Below are 23,603 nucleotides of genomic sequence, written 5' to 3'. Positions count from 1 at the left end.
CGGCCCTCATTGCAAGCGGTTGCGCAACGCGGCAACCACGTTGAAGGTTTGATTGGCCACCCGGTTGTTCGGGTCGGTGAGAGTCAGGCTCAGGCGCACACTGCGGATGCGCGCCGGATCGCTGGGGTTGGCGCTGTAGGAGGACGCCGCGACATCAGTGGCGGACGTCGCCAGACCGAACATGACAGTGAACGCGCTGACGTTGTTCACCAACACCTGCTGGGTCGGGGTACCGCTGCCGGTGCCCATGAGAATCTGGTTGTTGCTGAAGCTGTAGATCAAGCGGCGGATCGGAAAGGCGATCTGCCCGCTCGCCGCCGCACGCAATCCGGTATAGGCCGTGGCACTGTTGCGGCAATCGGAGACCACCGTCCAGGTCGGCGTGCCACCACTGCCGCCGACATCGGCGGTAACCAGAGTCAGCTTGAGGTTGCTGTTGTCCCAACTGATCGGGATGATCTGCGCCGCGTTGAAATCCCCCGCCGAGCTCGCGTCAGTAATCGTGCCCAGACAGCCGAACATGCCGACCATGCGCAGTTCCTGAATCATCTTGCTCAATACGAAGCGCGCATCTTCCTGCATCGCTGCAGCGGTGTTCTGACTGACGTAAGTGTTTTTAGCGGCGAGAAACGTCTGCACCACCCCCAGCACGATGATCAGCCCAAGGGCCAGGGCGATAAGCATTTCGATCAGGCCGAAACCACGATTGGAGTGCTTCATGGCGTGGCCACCGGATCGACCGTTGCACGGCTGGTCAGGACGAAACTGCGCGTGGTACCGGTGGCATTCGCGGCCCGTGAGTCATTCCAGTTGATGGTGATGGTGTACACCCGCTGATTGCGGGTGATCGTGCCGGTGGCGGTTGGCCCGCCGAAATTGACGATGTTGGTGGTAAAATCGTAGAGATCCTGATCGCGGGCGACACTGAGGTTGCCCGAGGTCGGCGGTGTCACCGTGTAATCGGCGGCGGCGTTGGCGCGGATGCGGTCCATCATGTCGTAGGCGATAAAGCTCGCCTGACTGGTCATCCGCGAACTGTCGGTGTACTTCAGCGCATTCACTTGAACAGCTGCCGCGCCCAATATCCCGACGGTCAGAATCAGCAACGCGACCAGCACCTCGATCAGCGACATGCCCTCCTGTGCCTGTGTGCTCCCTGCCCTCATCCGCAACTTCCACCCAATTGAATTCGTCCATTCAGACACACGTTCAGCGTCCTGCTTTGCGTTCCCAGTACGTAACTGATGACCACCGCTGTCGACGGCGCCGCCAGGCCACCCAGATTATTGAAATCCAGTGCGGTCACTCCTGAGGGTAGCGTCAGAGTCGCGCCGCTGCTCATCGCTGGAACAACCCGCAATACATTGGCCGGTGTGCCAGTACTGTCGTAGACCGACAATTCGCCGGTCCACACGCTGCCGCCGGCGCTCGGGCGCAAGCGCGTGGTCACGCCGCGATCAATCGCCTCCAGCCGGGCATAGTTGATGGCGCGCTGCAGGTCGCCCATTTCGGTGTCGGCCTTGCTGCTCTGGATCGAGCGGGTGAAGCCCGGCACCGCCAGGGTGATGAGGATCACCATCACCGCTACCGCAGCCAACAACTCGGGCAGCGTGAAACCTTTTGTATGATGATCCATCGATGCCCTCCGTTGCCGTCGGCTATACCTGCTTCTACAAACTAGAACATTCAACCGGCCCGCGTCGGTTGATTTGCCCTGCCCGGCGAAAAGGATCGCGCCGGGCTTCATGCTCCACGGAGGGAGTTGTCATGCCGCAACAGGGTTTCTGCCTGATCGAATTGCTTATGGGACTGGCGATTGGCGCAATTGTTCTGTCGCTGGTCAGCCCGGCGTTCGCCACCTTCACCGAGTCGACTCAGCGCGACCAGGCAGCGCAGTCGCTGCTCGACGGAATTCGCAACGCCCGCACCCTGGCCATCACCCGCAATCAGAGCGTGGTTATCCATGGCATCAACGGCGACTGGAGTCAGGGCTGGCGGATCATTCTGGATATCAGCGGCAAGGGGTCGCTGGACAGCAGCAATCCGCTGCTGGTGGAACATGCGAGTGACGGGCGGACACCGATCGTCGGCAATTGGCTGGTCAGTCGTTACGTGCGCTTCAGCAGTCTTGGACAACCGCTGATGCCCGGGCGGGCGTTTCAGGCAGGGACGTTACATATCTGCTCGGTACACGAGCCGGTCAGCCAGCGCCAGGTGGTGCTGGCGGCAACCGGCCGGGTGCGCCTGACCAGCGCGAAGGCTGAGCAGGCGCTGTGCCTGAAGGCGAAGAGCGTCAGATCGAGCGGACGCGCAGCTCTTTCGGCATCGAGAAGGTGATGTTCTCTTCGCGGCCGGCCAGTTCATCGGCACCGGTCGCGCCCCAGGCTTGCAATTGCTGGATCACGCCGCGCACCAGCACTTCCGGCGCGGAAGCACCGGCGGTGATGCCGATGCGCTCGACACCCTCGAACCAGCTCTTCTGCAGGTCTTCGGCGCCGTCGATCAGGTAGGCCGGCGTGGCCATGCGTTCGGCCAGTTCGCGCAGACGGTTGGAGTTGGAGCTGTTCGGACTGCCCACCACCAACACCACGTCGCATTCGTCAGCCAGTTGCTTGACCGCATCCTGACGGTTTTGCGTGGCGTAGCAGATGTCGTCCTTGCGCGGGCCACCGATGGCCGGGAAACGTGTGCGCAGGGCATCGATCACCCGACTGGTGTCGTCCATCGACAGGGTGGTCTGGGTCACGAACGCCAGTCTTTCCGGGTCACGCACTTGCAGTTCGGCGACGTCTTTCTCGTCTTCGACGAGGTAGATCGCGCCGCCATTGCTGGCGTCGTACTGGCCCATGGTGCCTTCGACTTCCGGGTGACCGGCGTGGCCGATCAGGATGCACTCACGTCCGTCGCGGCTGTATTTCGCGACTTCGATGTGCACCTTGGTCACCAGCGGGCAAGTGGCGTCGAAAACTTTCAGGCCACGGCCGGCGGCTTCGCTGCGTACGGCTTGAGAAACGCCGTGGGCACTGAAGATCACGATGACGTCGTCCGGCACCTGATCCAGTTCCTCGACGAAAATCGCGCCACGGCTGCGCAGGTCTTCGACCACGAACTTGTTGTGCACCACTTCATGACGCACGTAGATCGGCGGCCCGAAAACTTCCAGGGCGCGGTTGACGATTTCGATCGCCCGGTCCACACCGGCGCAGAAGCCACGGGGGTTGGCGAGTTTGATTTGCATGCTGTGCCTCGTGTCTTGCGCGCAAGAAATAGCGAAAACGGTTGAAAACATTGTGGGAGCGAGCCTGTTGTGGCGAGGGGATTTATCCCCGATCGATTGCGAAGCAATCGTCAAAACAGTCAACGCTTTCCGGTTCTGAATCGCGGTGATCAGATTCGGGGGCGCTTCGCACCCCATCGGGGATAAATCCCCTCACCACAAAAGCCCGCTCCCACAGTGGTTTTGCAGTGTTACTCAGATCGCTTTGACGTTGATGATCTCGACGTCAAAGGTCAGCGTCTTGCCGGCCAGCGGGTGGTTGAAGTCGATGGTCACTTGCGCGTCATCGAACTCTTTCACCACACCCGGCAGCTCAGTATTGGCCGCATCATTGAAGATCACCAGCAAACCCGGCGACAACTCCATGTCGACGAACTGCGAACGCGGGATGATCTGTACGTTTTGCGGGTTCGGCTGGCCGAAAGCGTTTTCCGGCTCGACGGTCAGCGTACGCTTGTCGCCGGCCTTGAAGCCGAACAATGCCGCTTCGAAACCCGGCAGCAGGTTGCCGTCGCCGACCTTGAAGGTCGCCGGAGCCTTGTCGAACGTGCTGTCGACCGTGTCGCCGTTCTCCAGGCGCAATGCAAAGTGCAAAGTGACTTCCGTGTTCTGGCCGATGCGTTGCTCAGCCAATACCTGTTCAGTCATGAACGGCTTCTCCGGTTTTCTTACTTTTGAACATGTCCAGTGCCAGCATCACCGCACCGACGGTGATGGCGCTGTCGGCAAAGTTGAACGCCGGGAAGTACCAGCGGTTCTGCCAGTGCACCAGAATGAAGTCGATCACATGGCCCAGGGCAATGCGGTCATACAGATTGCCCAGCGCGCCGCCCAGCACCAGCGCCAAAGCGACAGCCAGCCAGGTATCGTTGCGCCCCAGACGCTTGAGCCAGACCACCAGCACCGCACTGACCACAATCGCGATCAGGGCGAACAGCCAGCGTTGCCAGCCGGAGCTGTCGGCCAGGAAGCTGAACGCCGCACCGGTGTTGTAGGCCAGGGTCCAGCTGAAGTAATCGGGAATGATCACGATCTGCTGGAACATTTCGAGCTTGCCTTCGAAGTAGAACTTGCTGGCCTGGTCGATGACCAGAACCAGCAAACTCAACCAGAGCCAGCTCAGCCGTCCGAAACGGCCAACGGCGTTAGGCATAGTGACGAACCTCGCCGGCGCCGCTGATGTTGTCGACGCAACGGCCGCAGATTTCCGGATGCTCCGGGTTCACGCCGACGTCTTCGCGGCAATGCCAGCAACGCGCGCATTTCGGGAAGGCCGATTTGACGATCTTCAGTTTCAGGCCGCTGACTTCGGTGGCTACCGCGTCCGCAGGTGCCTGAACGAAAGGTGCCACGCTGGCAGTCGAAGTGATCAGGACAAAGCGCAGTTCGTTGCTCAGCTTGGCCAGGTCGGCGCTCAGCGCTTCTTCGGCGAACAGCGTCACTTCGGCTTGCAGGTTGCCACCGACGGCTTTGGCCGCACGCTGGATTTCCATCTCTTTGTTGACCGCTACCTTCACTTCCATGATGCGATCCCAGTACGCGCGACCCAGCTCGAAGCCTTCCGGCAGCTCGGTCAGACCTTCGTACCAGGTGTTGAGCATCACCGATTCGTTGCGCTCGCCCGGCAGGTACTGCCACAGCTCGTCGGCGGTGAACGCGAGGATCGGCGCGATCCAGCGTACCAGCGCTTCGGAGATATGGAACAGCGCGGTCTGGCACGAGCGACGAGCCTTGCTGTCGGCGCCGGTGGTGTACTGGCGATCCTTGATGATGTCGAGGTAGAAACCACCCAGCTCCTGCACGCAGAAGTTGTGGATCTTCGAGTAGACGTTCCAGAAACGGTATTCGCCGTAGTGCTCTTGCAATTCGCGTTGCAGCAGCAGCGTGCGATCCACCGCCCAGCGATCCAGTGCGAGCATGTCTTCAGCCGGCAGCAGGTCGGTGGCCGGGTTGAAACCGGTCAGGTTGGAAAGCAGGAAGCGCGCGGTGTTACGGATGCGACGATAGGCGTCCGCGCTGCGCTGCAGGATCTGCTCGGACACGGCCATTTCGCCGGAGTAGTCGGTCGACGCGACCCACAGACGCATGATGTCGGCGCCCAGGGTGTCGTTGACTTTCTGCGGCGCAATCACGTTGCCCAAGGATTTGGACATCTTGCGGCCGGACTCATCGACGGTGAAACCGTGTGTCAGCAACTCGCGGTACGGCGCGTGGTTGTCGATAGCGCAACCGGTCAACAGCGACGAGTGGAACCAGCCGCGGTGCTGGTCGGAACCTTCCAGGTACAGGTCGGCGCGCGGGCCGGTTTCGTGACCCATCGGGTGCGAACCGCGCAGCACGTGCCAGTGGGTGGTGCCCGAGTCGAACCACACGTCGAGGGTGTCGCTGATCTTGTCGTACAGCGGCGCTTCGTCGCCCAGCAGTTCGGCGGCGTCGAGCTTGAACCAGGCTTCGATGCCTTCGACTTCAACGCGCTTGGCGACTTCTTCCATCAGCTCGACGGTGCGTGGGTGCAGTTCGCCGCTTTCCTTGTTCAGGAAGAACGGGATCGGCACGCCCCAGTTGCGCTGACGGGAGATGCACCAGTCCGGACGGTTGGCGATCATCGAGTGCAGGCGCGCCTGGCCCCAGGCCGGAACGAACTTGGTGTCTTCGATGGCTTTGAGCGAGCGCACGCGCAGGGTGTCGCCGCTGACCGGCTCCTTGTCCATGCCGATGAACCACTGCGCGGTGGCGCGGTAGATCAGCGGGGTTTTGTGGCGCCAGCAATGCATGTAGCTGTGTTCGATGACGGTGGTGTGCAGCAGCGCACCGACTTCGGTGAGTTTTTCGACGATGGCCGGGTTGGCCTTCCAGATGAACTGGCCGCCAAAGAACTCCAGCGACGGCACGTACACGCCGTTGCTTTGTACCGGATTGAGGATGTCATCGTTGACCATGCCGTACTTCTTGCAGGTCACGAAGTCGTCCACACCGTAGGCCGGGGCGGAGTGAACCACACCGGTGCCGGCGCCCAGTTCGACGTAGTCGGCCAGGTACACCGGCGACAGGCGGTCGTAGAACGGGTGACGGAAGTTGATCAGTTCCAGCTCTTTACCGGTGGTGGTCGCGATGACCGAGCCTTCAACGCCGTAACGCGACAGGCAGGATTCAACCAGCTCCTCAGCCAGCACCAGCAGCTTGTCGCCGATATCAACCAGGGCGTAATTGAACTCAGGGTGAACGTTCAATGCCTGGTTGGCCGGGATGGTCCACGGGGTGGTGGTCCAGATCACGATCGAAGCGGGTTTGCTCAGCGACGGCAGACCGAACGCGGCGGCCAGTTTGGCTTCGTCGGCGATCGGGAACGCCACGTCGATGGTCGAGGACTTCTTGTTCTCGTACTCGACTTCGGCTTCGGCCAGCGCCGAACCGCAATCGAAGCACCAGTTCACCGGCTTCAGACCCTTGAACACGAAACCGCCCTTGACGATTTCGGCGAGGGCGCGGATTTCACCGGCCTCGTTCTTGAAGTCCATGGTCTTGTACGGGTTGGCGAAGTCACCCAGCACGCCGAGACGGATGAATTCGCTCTTCTGCCCTTCGATCTGCTCGGTGGCATAGGCACGGCACAGCTCGCGGGTCTTGTCCGCGCCCAGGTTCTTGCCGTGGGTCACTTCAACCTTGTGCTCGATCGGCAGGCCGTGGCAGTCCCAGCCCGGGACATACGGCGCGTCGAAGCCCGACAGGGTCTTCGAGCGGATGATCATGTCCTTGAGAATCTTGTTCAGTGCGTGACCGATGTGGATCGTGCCGTTGGCATACGGAGGGCCGTCGTGCAGGACGAACTTCGGACGATCCTTGCCAATCTCGCGCAACTTTCCGTACAGGCCAATACTGTCCCAGCGCTGCAGGATCTGCGGTTCGCGCTGTGGCAGGCCGGCCTTCATTGGGAAGGCGGTGTCCGGAAGGTTTAGCGTGGCTTTATAGTCGGTCATTTAAGGCTCTTCATTAGCGATGGGCGCTAGGTGCGGCTAGTGCACGGGCGGCGGCGACATCCGCGTTGATCGCCGTTTTCAGTGCCTCCAGGGAGGCGAAACGCTGCTCTTCACGCAGCTTTTGGTGGAAAACCACCGTCAGACGCCGGTCATACAGATCGCCGGCAAAATCCAGTAGATGAACTTCAAGGTGGGCTTTGCCATCACCTTGGACCGTAGGCCGCACGCCGATGTTGGCGACGCCAGGCCAGGTCTTGCCGTCGATGTCCACATCCACCAGGTAAACCCCGGTGAACGGTACGCGACGGCGCTTGAGTTGAATGTTGGCAGTGGGCGTACCCAGTTGCCGGGCCAGTTTCTGACCGTGCAGCACGCGACCGGCGATCCGGTACGGGCGGCCGAGCAAGCGTTCGGCCAAGGCAAAATCGGCCGCGGCCAACGCGTTGCGCACCTGAGTGCTGCTGACGCGAATGCCGTCCAGCTCGACGGTTTGCGCGGCTTCCACGGTAAACCCGTGGACCTGGCCGGCCTGCAGCAGAAAATCGAAATCGCCGAGGCGATCGCAGCCGAAGCGGAAATCGTCACCGACCTCCAGATGCTGCACGCCGAGACCGTCCACGAGGATGGTATCGACGAATTCACTGGCGCTGAGCTTGCTCAGGCGCTGATTGAAAGCCAGGCACAACACCCGGTCGACGCCTTCGGCGGCCAGCAGCTGCAGCTTGTCACGCAAGCGGGCCAGACGCGCCGGAGCGGTCTCCGGGGCAAAGAATTCCCGTGGCTGCGGCTCGAAAATCACCACGCAGCTGGGTACGCCCAACTCGAGCGCACGCTCACGCAGCCGGGCCAGGATAGCCTGGTGACCACGGTGAACACCGTCAAAGTTGCCAATAGTGGCGACGCAGCCCCGATGCTGGGGGCGCAAGTTGTGGAGGCCTCGAACCAGCTGCATAACGCGCTTCTTGCTCATAAAGTGGTCGATTATAACCACACCCGACGGTCGACGACAGGCAACACCGTAACGCAAAGTGATCGAGCCGACAAAACTGCCGGCCCGTGCCCGGTTATAAAGGCTGAAACCTCAGCTCAAAGCCTTGCGATTGAAGTCGCGCAGACGGAAACCGAGCAGCAGCAACATACCGAAATACGCCACCACACCAGCAACCACCAGCGCCCCCAGACGCAGAAAGCGCTCCAGCATGTGCCCCTGATCCCAGGCCGGCATGAAATGCATGCCCAGCAGCAATACCGCCGACATCACCGCCACTGCCACCACCAGTTTGAAGCCAAATGTGTACCAGCCTGGTTGCGGCTGATACATCTTTTGCTTGCGCAGTTGATAGAACAACAGCCCGGCATTCAGACAGGCACCGGCACTGATCGCCAGCGCCAGCCCGGCGTGAGCCAGCGGGCCGATCAGCATCAGGTTGAACAGCTGTGTGCACACCAGTGTGAAGATTGCGATTTTTACCGGGGTGCGGATGTTCTGTTGCGCGTAAAAGCCCGGCGCCAGCACTTTGATCACGATAATTCCGAGCAGACCGACAGAATAGGCAATCAGCGCACGCTGGGTCATGGACGCATCAAACGCGCTGAATTGACCGTACTGGAACAATGAGACGGTCAGTGGCTCGGCGAGAATTCCCAGAGCCAGTGCACACGGCAACACCAGCACGAAGCACAGGCGCAGCCCCCAGTCGAGGATCCGCGAATATTCGTGGCGATCCTTGCTCGCATAAGTCTTGGCCAGCGTCGGCAGCAAAATGGTGCCCAACGCTACGCCGAGCACACCGGACGGCAATTCCATCAAACGGTCGGCGTAATACATCCACGACACCGAGCCGGCGACCAGAAACGAGGCAAAAATGGTGTTGATGATCAGCGAAATCTGGCTGACCGAGACACCGATGATCGCCGGCAGCATTTGCTTCATCACTCGCCAGACGCCGCTATCGCGCAGATTCAAGCGCGGCAGCACCAGCATGCCGATCTTTTTCAGGTGCGGCAGTTGATAGAGCAACTGCGCCAGACCACCGACCAGTACCGCCCAGCCGAGGGCCATCACCGGCGGATCGAAATACGGCGTGAGGAACAGCGAGAACACAATCATGCTGACGTTGAGCAGGGTCGGCACGAACGCCGGCACCGAAAAGCGGTTCCAGGTATTGAGGATCGCCCCGGCCAGCGAGGACAGAGAGATCAGCAATATATAAGGGAACGTCACCCGCAGCAGGTCGGAGGTGAGCTGGAATTTTTCCGGCGTGTCGGCAAAACCCGGCGCCGTGGCCCAGATCACCCACGGTGCGGCGATCATGCCCAGCGCGGTAACCAGCGCCAGCACCAGCGTCAGCAGGCCCGATACATAAGCAATAAAGGTACGGGTCGCCTCTTCACCCTGCTGACTCTTGTATTCCGCCAGAATCGGTACGAAGGCCTGCGAGAACGCGCCCTCGGCGAAGATTCGCCGCAGCAGGTTGGGCAATTTGAAGGCAATGAAGAAGGCGTCCGTGGCCATTCCGGCGCCGAACGTGCGAGCGATGAGCGTGTCACGGACGAACCCGAGAACCCGGGAAAGCATGGTGATAGAGCTGACGGCGGCCAACGATTTGAGCAGATTCATTGAGGGAATGTGTGCCTGTCGATAAACAGCAGGCGAACAATGCGCCTACTTGTGCGATACTCTGCGCCGCAACAGCACAGAGCCAAAGCTCGCGAGTTTACAGGTCAAGCGCCGGAAATAAATATCCCGCCTCTTTACACCTACCACTTAGCGGAACGTTTCAAGCGCCCTTGACAAGACTTCTCTTCATCGGCATGATTCGCGGCCTATTTTGTTTGCTATTTCCTAAAAAGTCTTTCGAGGAGCTCGACGGTGGCCAACTCACCTTCCGCCAAAAAACGTGCAAAACAGGCTGAGAAGCGTCGCAGCCACAACGCCAGCCTGCGTTCCATGGTTCGTACCTACATCAAGAATGTAGTTAAGGCCATCGACGCAAAAGACGCTGAAAAAGCTCAAGCTGCATACGTTCTGGCTGTGCCAGTTATCGACCGTATGGCCGATAAAGGCATCATCCACAAGAACAAGGCTGCTCGTCATAAGAGCCGTCTGAATGGCCACGTCAAGGCACTGAAAGAAGCTGCTTAATCGACGTAGTCATTAAAAAACCGACCTTAGGGTCGGTTTTTTATTGCCTGCGATTTGGTGAATCCCGCACTCAAAAAAGTGGGAGCGGGCTTGCTCGCGAATGCAATCTGTCAGCCGACATCTCTAGCAACTGACACGACCTCTTCGCGAGCAAGCCCGCTCCCACATTCCGGATTTGCGTTGTTACTGCTGGACGGGTACCCACGGCACGATCGGAATCGCGGTTACCGCATTCTGCGGGCTGCCTTCGATCACGCGATCGCTGTAAACCAGGTACACCAGCGTATTGCGCTTCTTGTCGAGGAAACGCACCACCTGCATGGTCTTGAACACCAGCGATGTGCGCTCCTTGAACACCTCATCACCATCCTTCAGTTCGCCCTTGAACTTGATCGGACCGACCTGACGACAGGCGATCGACGCCTCGGCGCGATCCTCGGCCAGACCCAGACCACCCTTCACCCCTCCCGTCTTGGCGCGAGACAGGTAGCAGGTCACACCGTCGACCTTCGGATCATCGAAAGCCTCGACCACGATCCGGTCATTCGGGCCGACGAACTTGAACACCGTCGACACCTGACCGATTTCCTCGGCCGAGGCCAGCAATGGCAGCGCCATCAGCAGACCCAACAATCCTTTAGCCATGCGCATGCGTATTTTCCCTTAGACCAGAATCAGGTTGTCACGGTGAACCAGTTCCGGCTCAGCCATGTAGCCCAGCACGCCGACAATTGCATCTGACGACTGACCAATGATTTTTTGCGCCTCAAGCGCACTGTAGTTGGCCAGGCCACGGGCAATCTCACGACCGTCCGGCGCCACGCAGACCACCATCTCGCCACGCCGGAAGCTGCCCTGGACCAATTTGACGCCGACCGGCAACAGACTCTTGTTGCCCTGCGACAACGCCGACACCGCGCCTTCGTCCAGCACCAGCGTGCCGCGAGTCTGCAGATGCCCGGCCAGCCACTGCTTGCGCGCCGCCAGCATGCCGCGCTCAGGCGACAGCAGCGTACCGATGCGCTCGCCAGCCTTCAGGCGATCGAGTACTCGCTCCAGACGCCCACCAACGATGATCGTGTGCGCCCCGGAGCGCGCCGCCAGCCGCGCCGCACGCAGCTTGGTCTGCATACCACCGCGCCCCAGTGCGCCACCGGTGCCGCCCGCCACCGCATCCAGGGTCGGATCATCGGCGCGCGCTTCGTAAATCAGTTGCGCATCAGGATTGTTGCGCGGATCGGCGTCGAACATGCCGTCGCGATCGGTGAGGATCACCAGCAGATCAGCCTCGACCAGATTGGCCACCAGCGCCGCCAGCGTATCGTTGTCGCCGAAACGGATTTCGTCGGTGACCACGGTGTCGTTTTCGTTGATCACCGGGATGACTTTCAGCTCGACCAGCGCACGCAGGGTGCTGCGGGCGTTGAGGTAGCGCTTGCGGTCGGACAGGTCATCGTGAGTCAGGAGAATCTGCGCGGTGTGCCGGCCATGCTCGGCAAAGCTCGACTCCCAGGCCTGCACCAAGCCCATCTGGCCGATTGCAGCAGCGGCCTGGAGCTCGTGCATCGCACTGGGTCGTGCGGTCCAGCCCAGGCGGCTCATGCCGGCAGCCACTGCCCCGGAGGACACCAGCACCAACTCGACACCCGCCTCATGCAGGGCGACCATCTGCTCGACCCATACACTCATTGCCGCACGATCCAGCCCTTTGCCATCAGCTGTCAGCAAAGCGCTGCCGATCTTCACGACCCAACGCTGCGCACCTGTCACTTTGCTCCGCATCATCTTCAACCTTAGCTTGAGGACAGCGCGACCCAGCGCTGCCCGTGACGTTAATCGTGGCTATTGGTGACCAACGATCGATTTCCAGATACTAAAACGCCGCTCGATTGAGCGGCGCTTAAGTTTACTGCAACGAATCAGTCGCGCACGTAAATGATTTCCGGACCGTCTTCATCATCCACATCTTCTTCGTCCCAGTCATCGTCGCCGATGTCGTGGACCGACTTCACGCCGCTGCGACGCAGAGCACGCTTGTCATCCAGCGCCTGCAACTGTGCACGGGCTTCGTCTTCGATGCGCTGATCGAGATCGGCAAGCTCTTCCTTGTACACCGGGTCGTTAGCCAGGCGATCGGCACGATCTTCCAGATAACGCATGATGTCGCGCGTCAGGCGCTCGGTGCCTTCTTTGGCGATGGCCGAGATCACGTAGACCGGACCCTCCCACTGCAGGCGATCAACGATTTCCTTGACGCGCTCTTCGTGCTCTTCCTCGAGAATCTGGTCGCACTTGTTCAGCACCAGCCAGCGATCACGCTCGGCCAGCGACGGACTGAATTTGACCAGCTCGTTGACGATCACTTCAGCCGCGTCCGGTGCGCTGGTGTCATCCAGCGGCGCCATGTCGACAAGGTGCAGCAACAGACGCGTACGCGCCAAATGCTTGAGGAAGCGAATGCCAAGTCCGGCACCGTCGGACGCACCTTCGATCAGCCCCGGAATGTCGGCGATGACGAAGCTTTTCCAGCGATCAACGCTGACCACACCCAGGTTCGGCACCAGCGTGGTGAACGGGTAGTCGGCGACTTTCGGCTTGGCCGCCGACACCGAACGGATAAAGGTACTTTTACCGGCGTTCGGCAAGCCCAGCAGACCGACGTCAGCCAGCACTTTCATTTCCAGTTTCAGGTCACGCTGCTCACCCGGCTTACCCGGAGTGGTCTGGCGCGGCGCACGGTTGGTACTGGATTTGAAACGGGTATTGCCCAGACCGTGCCAACCGCCCTGCACCACCATCAGCTTCTGGCCGGCCTTGGTCAGGTCGCCAATTACTTCCTGGGTGGCCGAGTCGATCACGGTGGTACCGACCGGCACGCGCAGGATCAGGTCTTCACCCTTCTTGCCGGTGCAATCGGTGCTGCCGCCGTTGGAGCCACGCTCGGCATCGAAGTGCCGGGTGTAACGGTAGTCGACCAGGGTGTTGAGGTTTTCGTCGGCCATCATGTAGATGGAACCGCCGTCACCGCCGTCACCGCCGTTCGGGCCGCCGTTTTCAATGAATTTTTCCCGACGGAAACTCATGCAGCCATTGCCGCCGTCGCCAGCTTTTACGCGGATCGATACTTCGTCTACAAACTTCATAACTCAACGCCTCTCGCCATACGGACGAGCCGAAAAACAATCAAGACATAAGACTCTTGCAAAAATGAGCGCAGCGACCCCAAAACACGACCTGCATCGCACGCCGACAGCCCATACAAACAGTTTTGCAAGAGACTCACCCCACAAACGAAAAAGCCCCGTCGCAAGACAGGGCTCTTCCAGCGATCTCGCGATTAAGCCGCGACAACGCTCACGTAACGACGACCGAAGGCGCCTTTTACTTCAAACTTGATCACGCCTTCGATTTTCGCGAAGAGGGTGTGATCCTTACCCATGCCAACGCCGTAGCCAGCGTGGAATTGGGTGCCGCGCTGACGCACGATGATGTTGCCGGCCTTGATGACCTGGCCGCCATACATCTTCACGCCAAGGCGTTTGGCTTCTGAGTCGCGACCGTTACGGGTACTACCACCAGCTTTTTTGTGTGCCATGAGTTCAATTCTCCTAGTGAGGAATTAGGCTGTAATTAAGCCTGAATACCGGTGATTTTGATCTCGGTGAACCACTGGCGGTGGCCCATACGCTTCATGTGGTGCTTACGGCGACGGAACTTGATGATGCGGACTTTATCGTGACGACCTTGGGAGATCACTTCAGCCTTGACGGTTGCGCCAGCAACAACAGGTGCGCCGATGTTCACGTCGTCGCCATTGGCGACCAGCAGAACGCGGTCAAAAGTCACGGATTCGCCAGTAGCGACTTCCAGTTTTTCGATCTTCAGGTATTCACCTTCAGCGACCTTGTATTGCTTACCGCCGGTAACGATTACTGCGTACATGGTATTTCTCCGATAATCCTGCTCACCCAGCTCTTTATAAGAAGAGGTATTGGCTGGCATGGCTGCATGGGGCTGGAACGGCCCAAGTGCAATTGCGTAAGGCAGGTGCTGCCCAGGAAGTTCAGGGTGCGCGATTGTACGCAAGCCGCGAGAGTCACGCAAGTGGCCGTCCATCGCGCCTTGACAGGCCCCGGTGTGGGTCCTAGCATGCCGCGCAACCCTTCTGGAGCAACTGTCGCTGATGCAACCCCAAGCTTTCTACCGCGCGGTGGCGGACGATTTTAACGCCGTCGACGGCATCATCAAGAAGCAGCTGACTTCCCGAGTGCCGCTGGTATCGAAAATCGGCGATTACATCACCTCGGCTGGCGGCAAACGCCTGCGTCCTTTATTGGTGCTGCTGTGCGGCAAGGCCCTGGGTCGCGAAGGCGACGACATGCGCCTGCTGGCCGCCACCATCGAATTCCTGCACACCGCGACCCTGCTGCATGACGACGTGGTCGACATGTCCGGCATGCGCCGTGGCCGCTCGACCGCCAACGCCATGTGGGGCAACGCCCCGAGCGTGCTGGTAGGCGACTTCCTGTACTCGCGCTCGTTCGAAATGATGGTCGAGCTGGGCTCGATGCCGGTGATGAAGATCCTGTCCCAGGCCACGCGCATCATCGCCGAAGGCGAAGTGTTGCAACTGTCCAAGGTACGCGACGCCAGCACCACCGAAGAAACCTACATGGAAGTCATCCGCGGCAAGACCGCGATGCTTTTCGAAGCCTCGACCCACAGCGCCGCCGCACTGGCCGGTGCCACCGCCGAGCAGAGCGAAGCCCTGCGCACCTTCGGTGATCACCTCGGCGTGGCGTTCCAGCTGGTCGACGACCTGCTGGACTACAAGGGCGATGCCGAGACTCTGGGCAAGAACGTCGGTGACGATCTGGCCGAAGGCAAGCCGACCCTGCCGCTGATCTACACCATGCGCGAAGGTACGCCGGAGCAAGCTGCTCTGGTACGTCAGGCGATCCAGAAAGGCGGGATCGAAGACCTCGAAAGCATCCGCATCGCCGTGGAAGCCTCGGGTTCGCTGGAGTACACCGCGCAACTGGCCCGCGACTACGTGGCCCGTGCGATCAAGTGCCTCGACGCGCTGCCGGCCAGCGAATACCGCGATGCACTGGTGGAATTGAGCGAATTTGCGGTCGCCCGCACGCACTGATCACCGCGCAATCAAAGAGCCGCAGCCTTCCGCCGAAGCCTGCGGCTTTTTGTTGCCTGCCCTCTACGCGCTAAAACCTTATACAATGTGCGACTTTTAGCGATCCACATCCCAAGGAGCCTTAGTGAGCACGTTGCCACCCTGCCCGAAATGCAATTCCGAATACACCTACGAAGACGGTGCCCAACTGATCTGCCCTGAGTGCGCCCACGAGTGGTCGGCCAACGGCGAAGCCGAAGTGGCATCCGATGATGCCGTGAAGAAAGATTCGGTCGGCAACGTGCTGCAGGACGGCGACACCATCACCGTGATCAAGGACCTGAAGGTCAAGGGCACCTCGCTGGTGGTCAAGGTCGGCACCAAGGTCAAGAACATCCGCCTGTGCGACGGCGACCACGACATCGACTGCAAAATCGATGGCATCGGCCCGATGAAGCTCAAGTCCGAGTTCGTCAGAAAGGTCTGATCCTGCTGTCATCCATCCCGCGCCCGCCGCGGGATGGTGCGTCACCCTCCCCGCCAGCCCCCGCATTCTCGCGTAATAGCCAGACGCCAGCCGTTTTGACCTTACGCAATCTTTACCCGGAAAAAATCGCATTCCGCCAATAGGCACTTGCTATTTGACGAATAAGAATTATTCTCATTGAAACCTTTCAAGGAGATGAGACCCATGACTTATTTGATCGATGCCTGGCTGGACCGCCCACACCCGTACCTCAGGATCCTGCATCGGGAAACCGGCGAAGTCTGTGCGGTACTGGAAGAAGAAGCCCTACATGAGCTGCAGGATCAGGGTGATCTGGACGTCAGCAGCCTGAATTCCAGCGAACCGCTGGTGCTCAAGGAGCTGGTGCGCAATCTGTTCCTGTTCTGCTATGCCCGGGCCTTGCGCCCGACCAATGAGCTGCATCACAAGATCGAAATATGAGTAGCGCGGAAAAAACTGTGGGAGCCAGCCTGCTGGCGAAAGCGCTGTGTCAGGCAACGAATGATTGCCTGAAAGGACGCCTTCGCGAGCAAGCCCGCTCCCACATTATTGACCTGTCACCGGGACAGGCCAGGCATTACAGAACGTCCAGCAGCTCGACGTCGAATACCAGAACGCTGTGCGGCGGGATGCTGCCGACGCCTTGAGCGCCGTAAGCCAGTTCGCTCGGCACGTACAAGCGCCATTTGCTGCCGGCATTCATCAGTTGCAGAGCTTCGGTCCAGCCAGCAATCACGCCGCCAACCGGGAATTCTGCTGGCTGGCCACGATCGTAGGAGCTGTCGAACACAGTGCCGTCGATCAGCATGCCGTGGTAGTGAGTACGCACGGTGTCTTCACGGGACGGCTTGGCGCCTTCGCCCTGGGTCAGCACTTCGAATTGCAGACCGGAAGCCAGAGTAGTGATGCCTTCTTTCTTGGCGTTTTCAGCCAGGAAAGCACGGCCTTCACCGGCAGCCGCTTCAGCTTTGGCGGCGGCTTCGGCTTGCATGATCTCGCGGATAACCTTGAAGCTGGCGGACATGGCTTCCTGATCGACACGGCTTGGCTTGCCGGCGAATGCGTCGGTCAGACCGGCCAGGATGGCGTCCAGGCTGACACCCGGTGGCGGGTTGTCGCGCAGCTGGTCACCCAGCTGACGGCCAATACCGTAGCTGACGCGGGTTTCGTCGGTGGACAGATTTACTTCGGACATGACACTGCTCCGCTGTGCGGACGGCCATCAGACTTGCCGTGCGTGCACAGCGCGTCCCGGCGCGCCCGGAACCAAAAGGGCGAGCAGACTAGCACAGATGCCCGGCGATGGGGCGCAAGGCCTATAGGGCCGAACGCCAAGCCAGTGGCACTTTCAGGCTTTCATCGACGCTGCCGCCCAGGCCGCACATTTCGTCGTGCACCGAGGTGTGCACAAGGTTGAACGGCAGCACCGGAAAGTTATGCAAAAGATCCCGTGCATGCTCCACCGAGCGCAGCTGCAGCATCTCGCCCTTGAGATCACTCAGCGGATACGCCGCCCCGTGCATCCGCGCTTCGAGCAGATAAATCCCGCCCTCCATGGAGATCAGGTTCAGCTCATCGACCTTTCTGGCGATGGCAAACGCATTCAACTCTTGCAGGTTCATGAACGCACCTCGTGCGGTGGCGAGCCAGGACTCTTACAGGGATATGCCCGCGCGCGCCAAAGCACAAGCCACAAACGACACCGCCCGTCTGTTTCGCAACAGACGGGCGGTGTTTTTGCAGCGTTCAGCCAATGATCAGTGCTTGGTGAGCTTGTCCAGGTAACCCATCGCGAACGCCGAAATCACGAAGGTCATGTGGATGATCACGTACCACATCAGGTGCTCGGGATCGACGTTCTTGGCATCCATGAAGATCCGCAGCAGGTGGATCGAGGAAATCGCCACGATCGACGCCGCCACTTTCATCTTCAGCGACGAGGAGTCCATGGTGCCCAGCCAGCTGAGCTTCTCTTTGCCTTCGTCGATGTTCAGCTCGGACACGAAGTTCTCGTAGCCGGAAATCATCACCATCACCAACAAGCCGCCCACCAGCGCCATGTCAATCAGCGACAGCAGCACCAGGATCAGATCCGATTCGGCCATGGAAAACACGTTGGGAATGACATGAAACACTTCCTGGAAGAATTTCAATGCCAGCGCCAGCAGCCCGAGGGACAGCCCGATATAGATCGGCGCCAGCAGCCAGCGCGTGGCGTACATTGCATTTTCGATAAAGCGTTCCATTGACTCTCACACAATAAGGATTGAAATCGGCGGCGAGTATACCAGCCGCCCGTGACCGCCAGAAACCGCCCGGCTCGCACCTCCCATCACCGCAACCTGCGTGTGTGTGTGAATTTTTTTCTGCTACTGTCCAAACCATTGACCGCCTAGCGAAAGTGGACAGGACGACTGGAAATGCATGTGCGATTACCGTTGACGACTGCCGGAGTTTGCCTCGTTCTACTGCTGGGTGGCTGCTCACCCGGCGATGAGAAAAAGCCCTCGGTCAGCCTCGACGCGAAGACGGCAGCCTTCGAACACTCACTGGACGCCATTACCGACCCGAAACTCAAAGATGCCGTGACCGAACTCGGCGGTTCGCTGCTGCTGCTCGAACGCGCGCAGCTCAAGCTCGACAGCACCCCGCTGAAAACCGTCTATGGTGAAGACACCCTCGGCATCCTCAAGCACTACCCTTCGCCGCAGGCGCTGGTCGATACCTTTATCAACGGACTGTTCGTGCTGCACAAGGACGCCAGCTCCGATTACCTTACCGACCTGCAACCGGTATTCCCGTTCAACCTGAACATTCCCGGCGGCTTTCTATTCCCGCACGGCGTGGAATGGCAGTCGGTGACCCTGAGCAACAAGCGCGTGATCGCCTATCAGCCGGAGTGGTCGGAAACCGATCCCGGCATTCAGTTGAGCCCGTCCAGCTCCAACGTCAACAACCCCGATGACCTGACCGTGACCTACCCGTTCATCGAAGGGCTGGACGTGGACAAGAAGAGCCAGCCACAACCGGTGAGCCTGCAAGGCAAAGTCGAAGTCATCGCGCCGCGCCGCCTGTTCAGCTTCAACCTGAGCCAGAAGGACGTCGGCCAGACCCGCACCGATGACAACCTCAGCGTCACCCTGCTGAAGCTTGAAAAGAACTACGCCGAAGTCGAATTCAGCAACAGCCTGCCATTGGCCCCTGAGGTCGAGGGTGCGCAGCTCAATCCAGTCATCGTTCAGGCCCGTGACACCAGCGGGCAATACCTGGTGCGCGCCGGCTCAATCAATGAGAGCCCGGCACAAGTCGCCTTCTACGAGAAACAACTGGCGCATCTGCAACAACAGAAAACCTGGAGCGAGGCGTTGGAAAAACAGCTCGAGGACGAACAGCAGACCTTCGAGCAGCAGCATCCGCGCCGCTACAACAAGGTCTACTTCAACGGCCCCATCGACACCCTCGAAGTCAGCGTGCTGGATTTCTCATCGGCAACCGTGACCCGCAAAACACTGGATCTGCCAGTGCGCACTTTCAGCCAGCACACCACCGAAAAAGCCATCCAACCGCTGGACCCGGCGGTGGTCGTCTATGACGATCTGGCGCCGAACTGGCTCAAGGGCGCAAGCCTCACCGAGGAAGCGTTGAAGGCCGGTATCCGCATCCATCAGTCCGTGGAGGATCCGAGCGCTGCACGCATCGAGTTCTCTCACCGGCGAACCTTCAACGATGAATTGCTCGGTGATGATTTCAGCCCCGGCGAGAGTCCCGTGACGTTCTTCACCGAGAAACGCAGCGGCAAACTCGATGAGCCGATCGAACTGCCGCCCGAGGCGTATCAGGTCGATCCGCTGCAAGCGACCATTACTTACGATTTGAACCTGTTCCCGGAAACCCCGGCGATTGCCGTGGGGTCGATGCCGCTGTTTCTCGCCAGCGTGGAGAAAAAAGCCTACGACGCCAAATCCCTGCCCAAAGGCCTGGAGATCAAGAACAACACCTTGGTGGTGGACCTGAAACTGTTTCCGGCCAACGCCTGGCGATTCTTCGTCAAGGACGACAGCGGCAACTACCTGAAACAGATTCTCTCGGTCAGTCATGACGCGAGTGCGGATGGCCCGGCGCTGTTCGGCGTGCATTACTTCTATGGTCGTCCAACGCACGTGGAGACCTATCAGCGGACCGAGCTCAATACCGTGCAATACGGCTTTGAGGTCAAACTCGACAAGGCGCAGCAGTCCGACACCGCGCCATGATTGCGCCTAGTGGTCGAACACGCCGACCGTACGCCCACGCCCGCCATTGATCTGGCGCAACTGTGCCTGCAGGTGCAGGCTCCAGATCTGCGGATCGTCGGCCAGCTCGTAGCCGTGCATCGTCAGGCTTTCCACAATAGTGTCGAGAATCGACTCGGCGGCGACCGGCCCGTGAAACGGGCCCTGGGCCTTGATGGCGGAGGGTTGTTCGCCGGCCATGCCGGCAGCGAAGAGCAAGGTCCACATGCCGTTATCGCCGGCCAACGGTTTGATGGCGCATTCGATGCGGGTCACGAGACCCAGGCACTGACGGGTGAGGCAGAGGTTGCGCGACATGGCGGCGACCCTCGGTAAAGCCTGTATTCAGCCTTCACGCGAAGGCTGTTTCGATCCAGTGATACTGTCGATGTCCTTGAGCAGAGAATAGAAGAAAAGTCCGCTGCGCAAGCTGGATAGAACCAGAAGGCGCCGAATGGTCATTGTGTGAATTCTGACGTCAGAGTAGTGGCACTTTTCCCGAAGATCAGCGCAAAAATCAATCTGGAAAAACAACTGTGGGAGGGAGCAAGCCCCCTCCCACAGTTTTTACCGCGTTTGCGGTCAGGCTGGTTTGGCTTCGGCTAGTGCCTCCTGCGCCAGTTCCTTTTCCGCCTCTTTCAGGTCGTCTTCACTGATCATCTCGGCAATCACCCGCAGACGCTCGACCACGCGCGCATTGACGCTGCCCTCGGGGAACTGACCGTCAGCATCCGGCTCACCGGCCGGCTCGCCGACCAACAGGCTCAGCGCCTCATCGGCCTGACGCACCGCGTACACGTGGAACTGACCGGCGCGCACCGCCGCCAGCACCTTCTCGTCGAGCATCAGCGTGGCGACGTTGGCCTGCGGAATGATCGCGCCCTGCTCGCCGGTCAACCCACGTGCTTCGCAGAGACGGAAGAAGCCCTCGATTTTCTCGTTGACCCCGCCGACTGCCTGCACTTCGCCGAACTGGTTGATCGAACCGGTGATCGCAAAACACTGCTTCAGTGGAGTTTTCGACAGCGCCGAAATCAGCGTGCAAGCCTCGCCCAGCGACGCACTGTCGCCATCGACGTAACCGTAGGATTGCTCCAGCGCGATGCTCGCGGAGATCGCCAGCGGGAATTCCTGAGCGTAACGGCTGCCCAGGTACCCGGTAAGGATCATCACGCCTTTGGAGTGGATCGGCTGACCCAGGTTGACCTCGCGCTCGATGTCGACGATACCGCTGCCGCCCGGGTACACCGTGGCGGAAATCCGCGCCGGCACACCGAACGCCGAATCACCCACTTCGAGCACAGTCAGCCCGTTGCACTTGCCGACCGCCGCGCCGTCGGTGTCGATCAGGATGATCCCGGCGAGCATGTCGTCGAGAATCCGCGCCGAGACCCGACCGGTGCGAGTGGCCTTGGCTTTCAGCGCACGCTCGATGTGCCCGGCATCGGTCATTTCATCGCCGGCCAGATGACGGATGAAGTCCGCCTCGCTGACCAGTTGGAACAGATCGCCGATCCGCGCCGACAAACGCCCCTGATGCTCGGCCAGCCGCGCGCTGTAGGTCGCCAGACGCGCCACCGCATCGGCGGTCAGCGGTGCCATGCCTTCTTCCGAAGTGCGGGTTTTCAGCAACTGGGCAAATTGCTCCAGGCTTTCGTCGACCATCGGGATGTCTTCGTCGAAGTCGACCAGCACGCGGAACATCTCCTGGAAGTCCGGATCCAGGTCCTGCAGCGTGTAGTACAACTGTCGCGCACCGATGATGATGACTTTGACCTGCAACGGAATATGTTGCGGGTTGAGGGTCACGGTGGCGAAACGGCCCATCTCGCCCAGCGGCGACTCCATTTTCAGTTTGCGCGATTGCAGGGCACGCTTCAGCGCGTCCCACACGAACGGCTCGCTGAGCATTTTTTCCGCTTCAAGGATCAGGAAGCCGCCGTTGGCGCGATGCAAAGCACCTGGGCGTAACTGCCGGTAAGTGGTGTAAAGCGCGCCCTGATCGGTGGTGTACTCGATGCGCCCGAACAGGTTTTCGTAAGTCGGGTGCGGCTCGAACACCACCGGCGCCCCGCCGCTGGCCGGATGCCCGACCACCAGGCTCGGCGCGTATTGCTCTTCCAGCAGCTTGCGCGCCACGGCGTCGGTCTTGCTGTCGTCGACCAGTTGCTCGACCACGGTTTTCAGCAAGTACACCTGCATCGCTTGCAGGTAACCGCAGACCGCAGCGTTCTCCGCGTACTTCTCGGACAACGGCGAGAGCAACGGCTGCAAGGCCAGGGTGATGGTTTCCTCGTTGAGCTGACGCAGTTGATTGTTCGACTCACGCTTCCACTGCGGCAGGCTGGCGAGTTCTTCGTTCAGACGCTCTTCGAGGCCGGAGATGTCTTCGTGAAACCGTTCGCGCTCGGCTTCCGGCAATTGGGCGAATTCCGCTTCATCCAGCGCCTTGCCTTCAAGCATCGGCGTGAAGGCGATATTGCTGCTGTCGCGGTACAGGGCGACGTCCTTCTCCAGCGCCAGCCGCTCGATGATATCGAGGGCCTTGTCGTAGCGCTGGTTGAAGGCGCGGTCGATGGCGCTTTTCTTCTGCTGGTAGGACGGGTGTTCGAACACGGCCGGAAAGGTTGCCAGCAGGTTATCGATCAGGCCGTTGATGTCACCGATGAACGAAGCCGCAGTGCCAGAAGGCAATTCCAGCGCGCGGGGCTCGCGCGGCTCATCGAAATTATTGACGTAGACCCAGTCCGCCGGGGTCTGCAGGCGCTTGCCTTCGGCCTTCAGGTAGCGTTTGACGAACGAGAAGCGGCCAGTGCCGGGCTCGCCCATGACAAAGACGTTGTAACCGGGGCGTGGCATCGCCACACCGAACTGCAAGGCTTCGACCGCACGTTCCTGGCCGAGCACACCGCGAAAGGGCTCCAGATCATTGGTGGTAGTGAAGCTGAACTGTTCAGCGGAAAACGGACGAGTCAGCGCTTCGGGCGCTATACGCAGGCTGGCAGCAACAGGATCAGGCATCGGGCTTCCTTAACAATCAGGCGGGGCGGATAGCGGCATTCTGGCGCTGCCCGTGCCCCACTGGCAAGGCGCGCCACACGACAAAGCATAGACAACCGGGTGACCCTGCCCCGCCCCCCGGCAAATCGGGGTTATCGCCAAATCTTTTGTAAAAACTCACGGAACCCCTGGAACGTGCCTAAACTCCAAACTGCGCGGCTGGAACGAATACTGGCCCACTGGCACCTTCAGGTGTCAGAACCCTGTCCATTGGTATGCACACAAAGAGAACAA

25 protein-coding genes are annotated in these 23,603 nt (G+C 60.0%); 6 read left to right on the top strand and 19 right to left on the bottom strand.

What is annotated here, in order from left to right; all coding sequences use genetic code 11:
• Positions 1–6 precede the first annotated feature (6 nt).
• Genes CRO59_RS19545 through CRO59_RS19535 form a run of 3 tightly spaced genes read right to left on the bottom strand, consistent with a single transcriptional unit; the run spans position 7 to position 1,636 of the window.
• The gene (locus tag CRO59_RS19545) at positions 7–720 is read right to left on the bottom strand and encodes a PilW family protein (protein ID WP_097089247.1); all 714 of its coding nucleotides are present in this window, start codon (positions 718–720) and stop codon (positions 7–9) included.
• The gene (gene pilV, locus CRO59_RS19540; RefSeq protein ID WP_097089249.1) at positions 717–1,166 is read right to left on the bottom strand and encodes a type IV pilus modification protein PilV; all 450 of its coding nucleotides are present in this window, start codon (positions 1,164–1,166) and stop codon (positions 717–719) included. The genes CRO59_RS19545 and pilV overlap by 4 nt, the downstream gene beginning before the upstream one ends.
• Entirely contained in the window at positions 1,163–1,636 is a 474-nt protein-coding gene (locus CRO59_RS19535; RefSeq protein WP_097089250.1) for a GspH/FimT family pseudopilin, read from the bottom strand. The genes pilV and CRO59_RS19535 overlap by 4 nt, the downstream gene beginning before the upstream one ends.
• 131 nt (positions 1,637–1,767) lie before the next feature.
• Here CRO59_RS19535 and CRO59_RS19530 point away from each other — a divergent pair, with 131 nt between their 5' ends.
• Positions 1,768–2,337, top strand: a complete 570-nt coding sequence (locus CRO59_RS19530; protein ID WP_097089252.1) for a GspH/FimT family pseudopilin — start codon at positions 1,768–1,770, stop codon at positions 2,335–2,337.
• Here the strand turns inward: CRO59_RS19530 and ispH are convergent.
• The 6 genes from ispH to murJ form a co-directional block, all read right to left on the bottom strand.
• Entirely contained in the window at positions 2,294–3,238 is a 945-nt protein-coding gene (ispH, locus tag CRO59_RS19525) for a 4-hydroxy-3-methylbut-2-enyl diphosphate reductase (RefSeq protein WP_097089253.1), read from the bottom strand. The genes CRO59_RS19530 and ispH overlap by 44 nt on opposite strands.
• A 234-nt stretch (positions 3,239–3,472) precedes the next feature.
• Positions 3,473–3,910, bottom strand: a complete 438-nt coding sequence (gene fkpB / locus CRO59_RS19520) for an FKBP-type peptidyl-prolyl cis-trans isomerase (protein ID WP_177325639.1) — start codon at positions 3,908–3,910, stop codon at positions 3,473–3,475.
• 7 nt (positions 3,911–3,917) lie between these two features.
• Positions 3,918–4,430 (bottom strand): signal peptidase II, encoded by a 513-nt coding sequence (lspA, locus tag CRO59_RS19515; protein WP_007963824.1) that lies wholly within the window; start codon positions 4,428–4,430, stop codon positions 3,918–3,920.
• Positions 4,423–7,254 (bottom strand): isoleucine--tRNA ligase, encoded by a 2,832-nt coding sequence (gene ileS, locus CRO59_RS19510; protein WP_027612823.1) that lies wholly within the window; start codon positions 7,252–7,254, stop codon positions 4,423–4,425. The genes lspA and ileS overlap by 8 nt, the downstream gene beginning before the upstream one ends.
• Before the next feature lie 13 nt (positions 7,255–7,267).
• Positions 7,268–8,206, bottom strand: coding sequence for a bifunctional riboflavin kinase/FAD synthetase (gene ribF / locus CRO59_RS19505; RefSeq protein ID WP_003228347.1), 939 nt, complete (start codon positions 8,204–8,206; stop codon positions 7,268–7,270).
• Between the two features lie 129 nt (positions 8,207–8,335).
• Positions 8,336–9,874 carry a murein biosynthesis integral membrane protein MurJ gene (gene murJ, locus CRO59_RS19500; protein WP_097089255.1) on the bottom strand — a complete coding sequence of 513 codons (1,539 nt, stop codon included), beginning with the start codon at positions 9,872–9,874 and terminating at the stop codon, positions 8,336–8,338.
• 252 nt (positions 9,875–10,126) lie between these two features.
• Between murJ and rpsT the strand changes: the two genes are divergently transcribed.
• Positions 10,127–10,399 (top strand): 30S ribosomal protein S20, encoded by a 273-nt coding sequence (rpsT, locus tag CRO59_RS19490; protein WP_003228351.1) that lies wholly within the window; start codon positions 10,127–10,129, stop codon positions 10,397–10,399.
• A 183-nt stretch (positions 10,400–10,582) separates the two neighbouring features.
• Here the strand turns inward: rpsT and CRO59_RS19485 are convergent, their stop codons facing one another.
• From CRO59_RS19485 to rplU, 5 genes are all read right to left on the bottom strand, one after another.
• Entirely contained in the window at positions 10,583–11,050 is a 468-nt protein-coding gene (locus CRO59_RS19485) for a CreA family protein (protein WP_003228353.1), read from the bottom strand.
• A gap of 12 nt (positions 11,051–11,062) precedes the next feature.
• Positions 11,063–12,181 (bottom strand): glutamate 5-kinase, encoded by a 1,119-nt coding sequence (proB, locus tag CRO59_RS19480; protein WP_027612826.1) that lies wholly within the window; start codon positions 12,179–12,181, stop codon positions 11,063–11,065.
• Positions 12,182–12,318: 137 nt separating this feature from the next.
• On the bottom strand, positions 12,319–13,542 hold the full coding sequence (gene cgtA, locus CRO59_RS19475; protein ID WP_097089258.1) for an Obg family GTPase CgtA: 1,224 nt from the start codon (positions 13,540–13,542) through the stop codon (positions 12,319–12,321).
• Positions 13,543–13,736: 194 nt separating this feature from the next.
• The gene (gene rpmA, locus CRO59_RS19470) at positions 13,737–13,994 is read right to left on the bottom strand and encodes a 50S ribosomal protein L27 (protein ID WP_003228360.1); all 258 of its coding nucleotides are present in this window, start codon (positions 13,992–13,994) and stop codon (positions 13,737–13,739) included.
• 35 nt (positions 13,995–14,029) lie between these two features.
• Positions 14,030–14,341: a 50S ribosomal protein L21 gene (rplU, locus tag CRO59_RS19465; protein ID WP_003228361.1), complete on the bottom strand. Its 312-nt coding sequence runs from the start codon at positions 14,339–14,341 to the stop codon at positions 14,030–14,032.
• A gap of 241 nt (positions 14,342–14,582) precedes the next feature.
• On the opposite strand from rplU, the gene CRO59_RS19460 reads away from it, so the two are divergent.
• The 3 genes from CRO59_RS19460 to CRO59_RS19450 all read left to right on the top strand — a co-directional run bounded on the left by CRO59_RS19460 (position 14,583) and on the right by CRO59_RS19450 (position 16,479).
• Positions 14,583–15,551: a polyprenyl synthetase family protein gene (locus CRO59_RS19460; RefSeq protein WP_003228362.1), complete on the top strand. Its 969-nt coding sequence runs from the start codon at positions 14,583–14,585 to the stop codon at positions 15,549–15,551.
• 124 nt (positions 15,552–15,675) lie between these two features.
• The gene (locus CRO59_RS19455) at positions 15,676–16,017 is read left to right on the top strand and encodes a zinc ribbon domain-containing protein YjdM (protein WP_003228364.1); all 342 of its coding nucleotides are present in this window, start codon (positions 15,676–15,678) and stop codon (positions 16,015–16,017) included.
• Between the two features lie 204 nt (positions 16,018–16,221).
• On the top strand, positions 16,222–16,479 hold the full coding sequence (locus CRO59_RS19450) for a hypothetical protein (RefSeq protein ID WP_003228365.1): 258 nt from the start codon (positions 16,222–16,224) through the stop codon (positions 16,477–16,479).
• A 136-nt stretch (positions 16,480–16,615) separates the two neighbouring features.
• Here CRO59_RS19450 and CRO59_RS19445 read toward each other — a convergent pair whose 3' ends face one another.
• The 3 genes from CRO59_RS19445 to CRO59_RS19435 all read right to left on the bottom strand — a co-directional run bounded on the left by CRO59_RS19445 (position 16,616) and on the right by CRO59_RS19435 (position 18,284).
• Positions 16,616–17,233 (bottom strand): FKBP-type peptidyl-prolyl cis-trans isomerase, encoded by a 618-nt coding sequence (locus CRO59_RS19445; protein WP_003228367.1) that lies wholly within the window; start codon positions 17,231–17,233, stop codon positions 16,616–16,618.
• A 121-nt stretch (positions 17,234–17,354) separates the two neighbouring features.
• The gene (locus CRO59_RS19440; RefSeq protein WP_027612827.1) at positions 17,355–17,660 is read right to left on the bottom strand and encodes a DUF6482 family protein; all 306 of its coding nucleotides are present in this window, start codon (positions 17,658–17,660) and stop codon (positions 17,355–17,357) included.
• Between the two features lie 135 nt (positions 17,661–17,795).
• On the bottom strand, positions 17,796–18,284 hold the full coding sequence (locus CRO59_RS19435) for a TIGR00645 family protein (protein WP_007963798.1): 489 nt from the start codon (positions 18,282–18,284) through the stop codon (positions 17,796–17,798).
• Positions 18,285–18,458: 174 nt separating this feature from the next.
• Between CRO59_RS19435 and CRO59_RS19430 the strand changes: the two genes are divergently transcribed.
• Positions 18,459–20,291: a hypothetical protein gene (locus CRO59_RS19430; RefSeq protein ID WP_097089260.1), complete on the top strand. Its 1,833-nt coding sequence runs from the start codon at positions 18,459–18,461 to the stop codon at positions 20,289–20,291.
• 6 nt (positions 20,292–20,297) lie between these two features.
• Here the strand turns inward: CRO59_RS19430 and CRO59_RS19425 are convergent, their stop codons facing one another.
• A complete protein-coding gene (locus CRO59_RS19425; protein ID WP_007963794.1) occupies positions 20,298–20,627 on the bottom strand; it encodes a hypothetical protein in 330 nt (109 codons plus the stop codon).
• A 264-nt stretch (positions 20,628–20,891) separates the two neighbouring features.
• Positions 20,892–23,330, bottom strand: a complete 2,439-nt coding sequence (locus CRO59_RS19420) for a Lon protease family protein (RefSeq protein ID WP_027612829.1) — start codon at positions 23,328–23,330, stop codon at positions 20,892–20,894.
• Positions 23,331–23,603 lie beyond the last annotated feature (273 nt).

It is taken from the genome of Pseudomonas sp. LAMO17WK12:I5, from assembly GCF_900215165.1.
Lineage (GTDB): Bacteria > Pseudomonadota > Gammaproteobacteria > Pseudomonadales > Pseudomonadaceae > Aquipseudomonas > Aquipseudomonas putida_A.
This window is presented reverse-complemented; position numbering and strand designations above follow the sequence as displayed.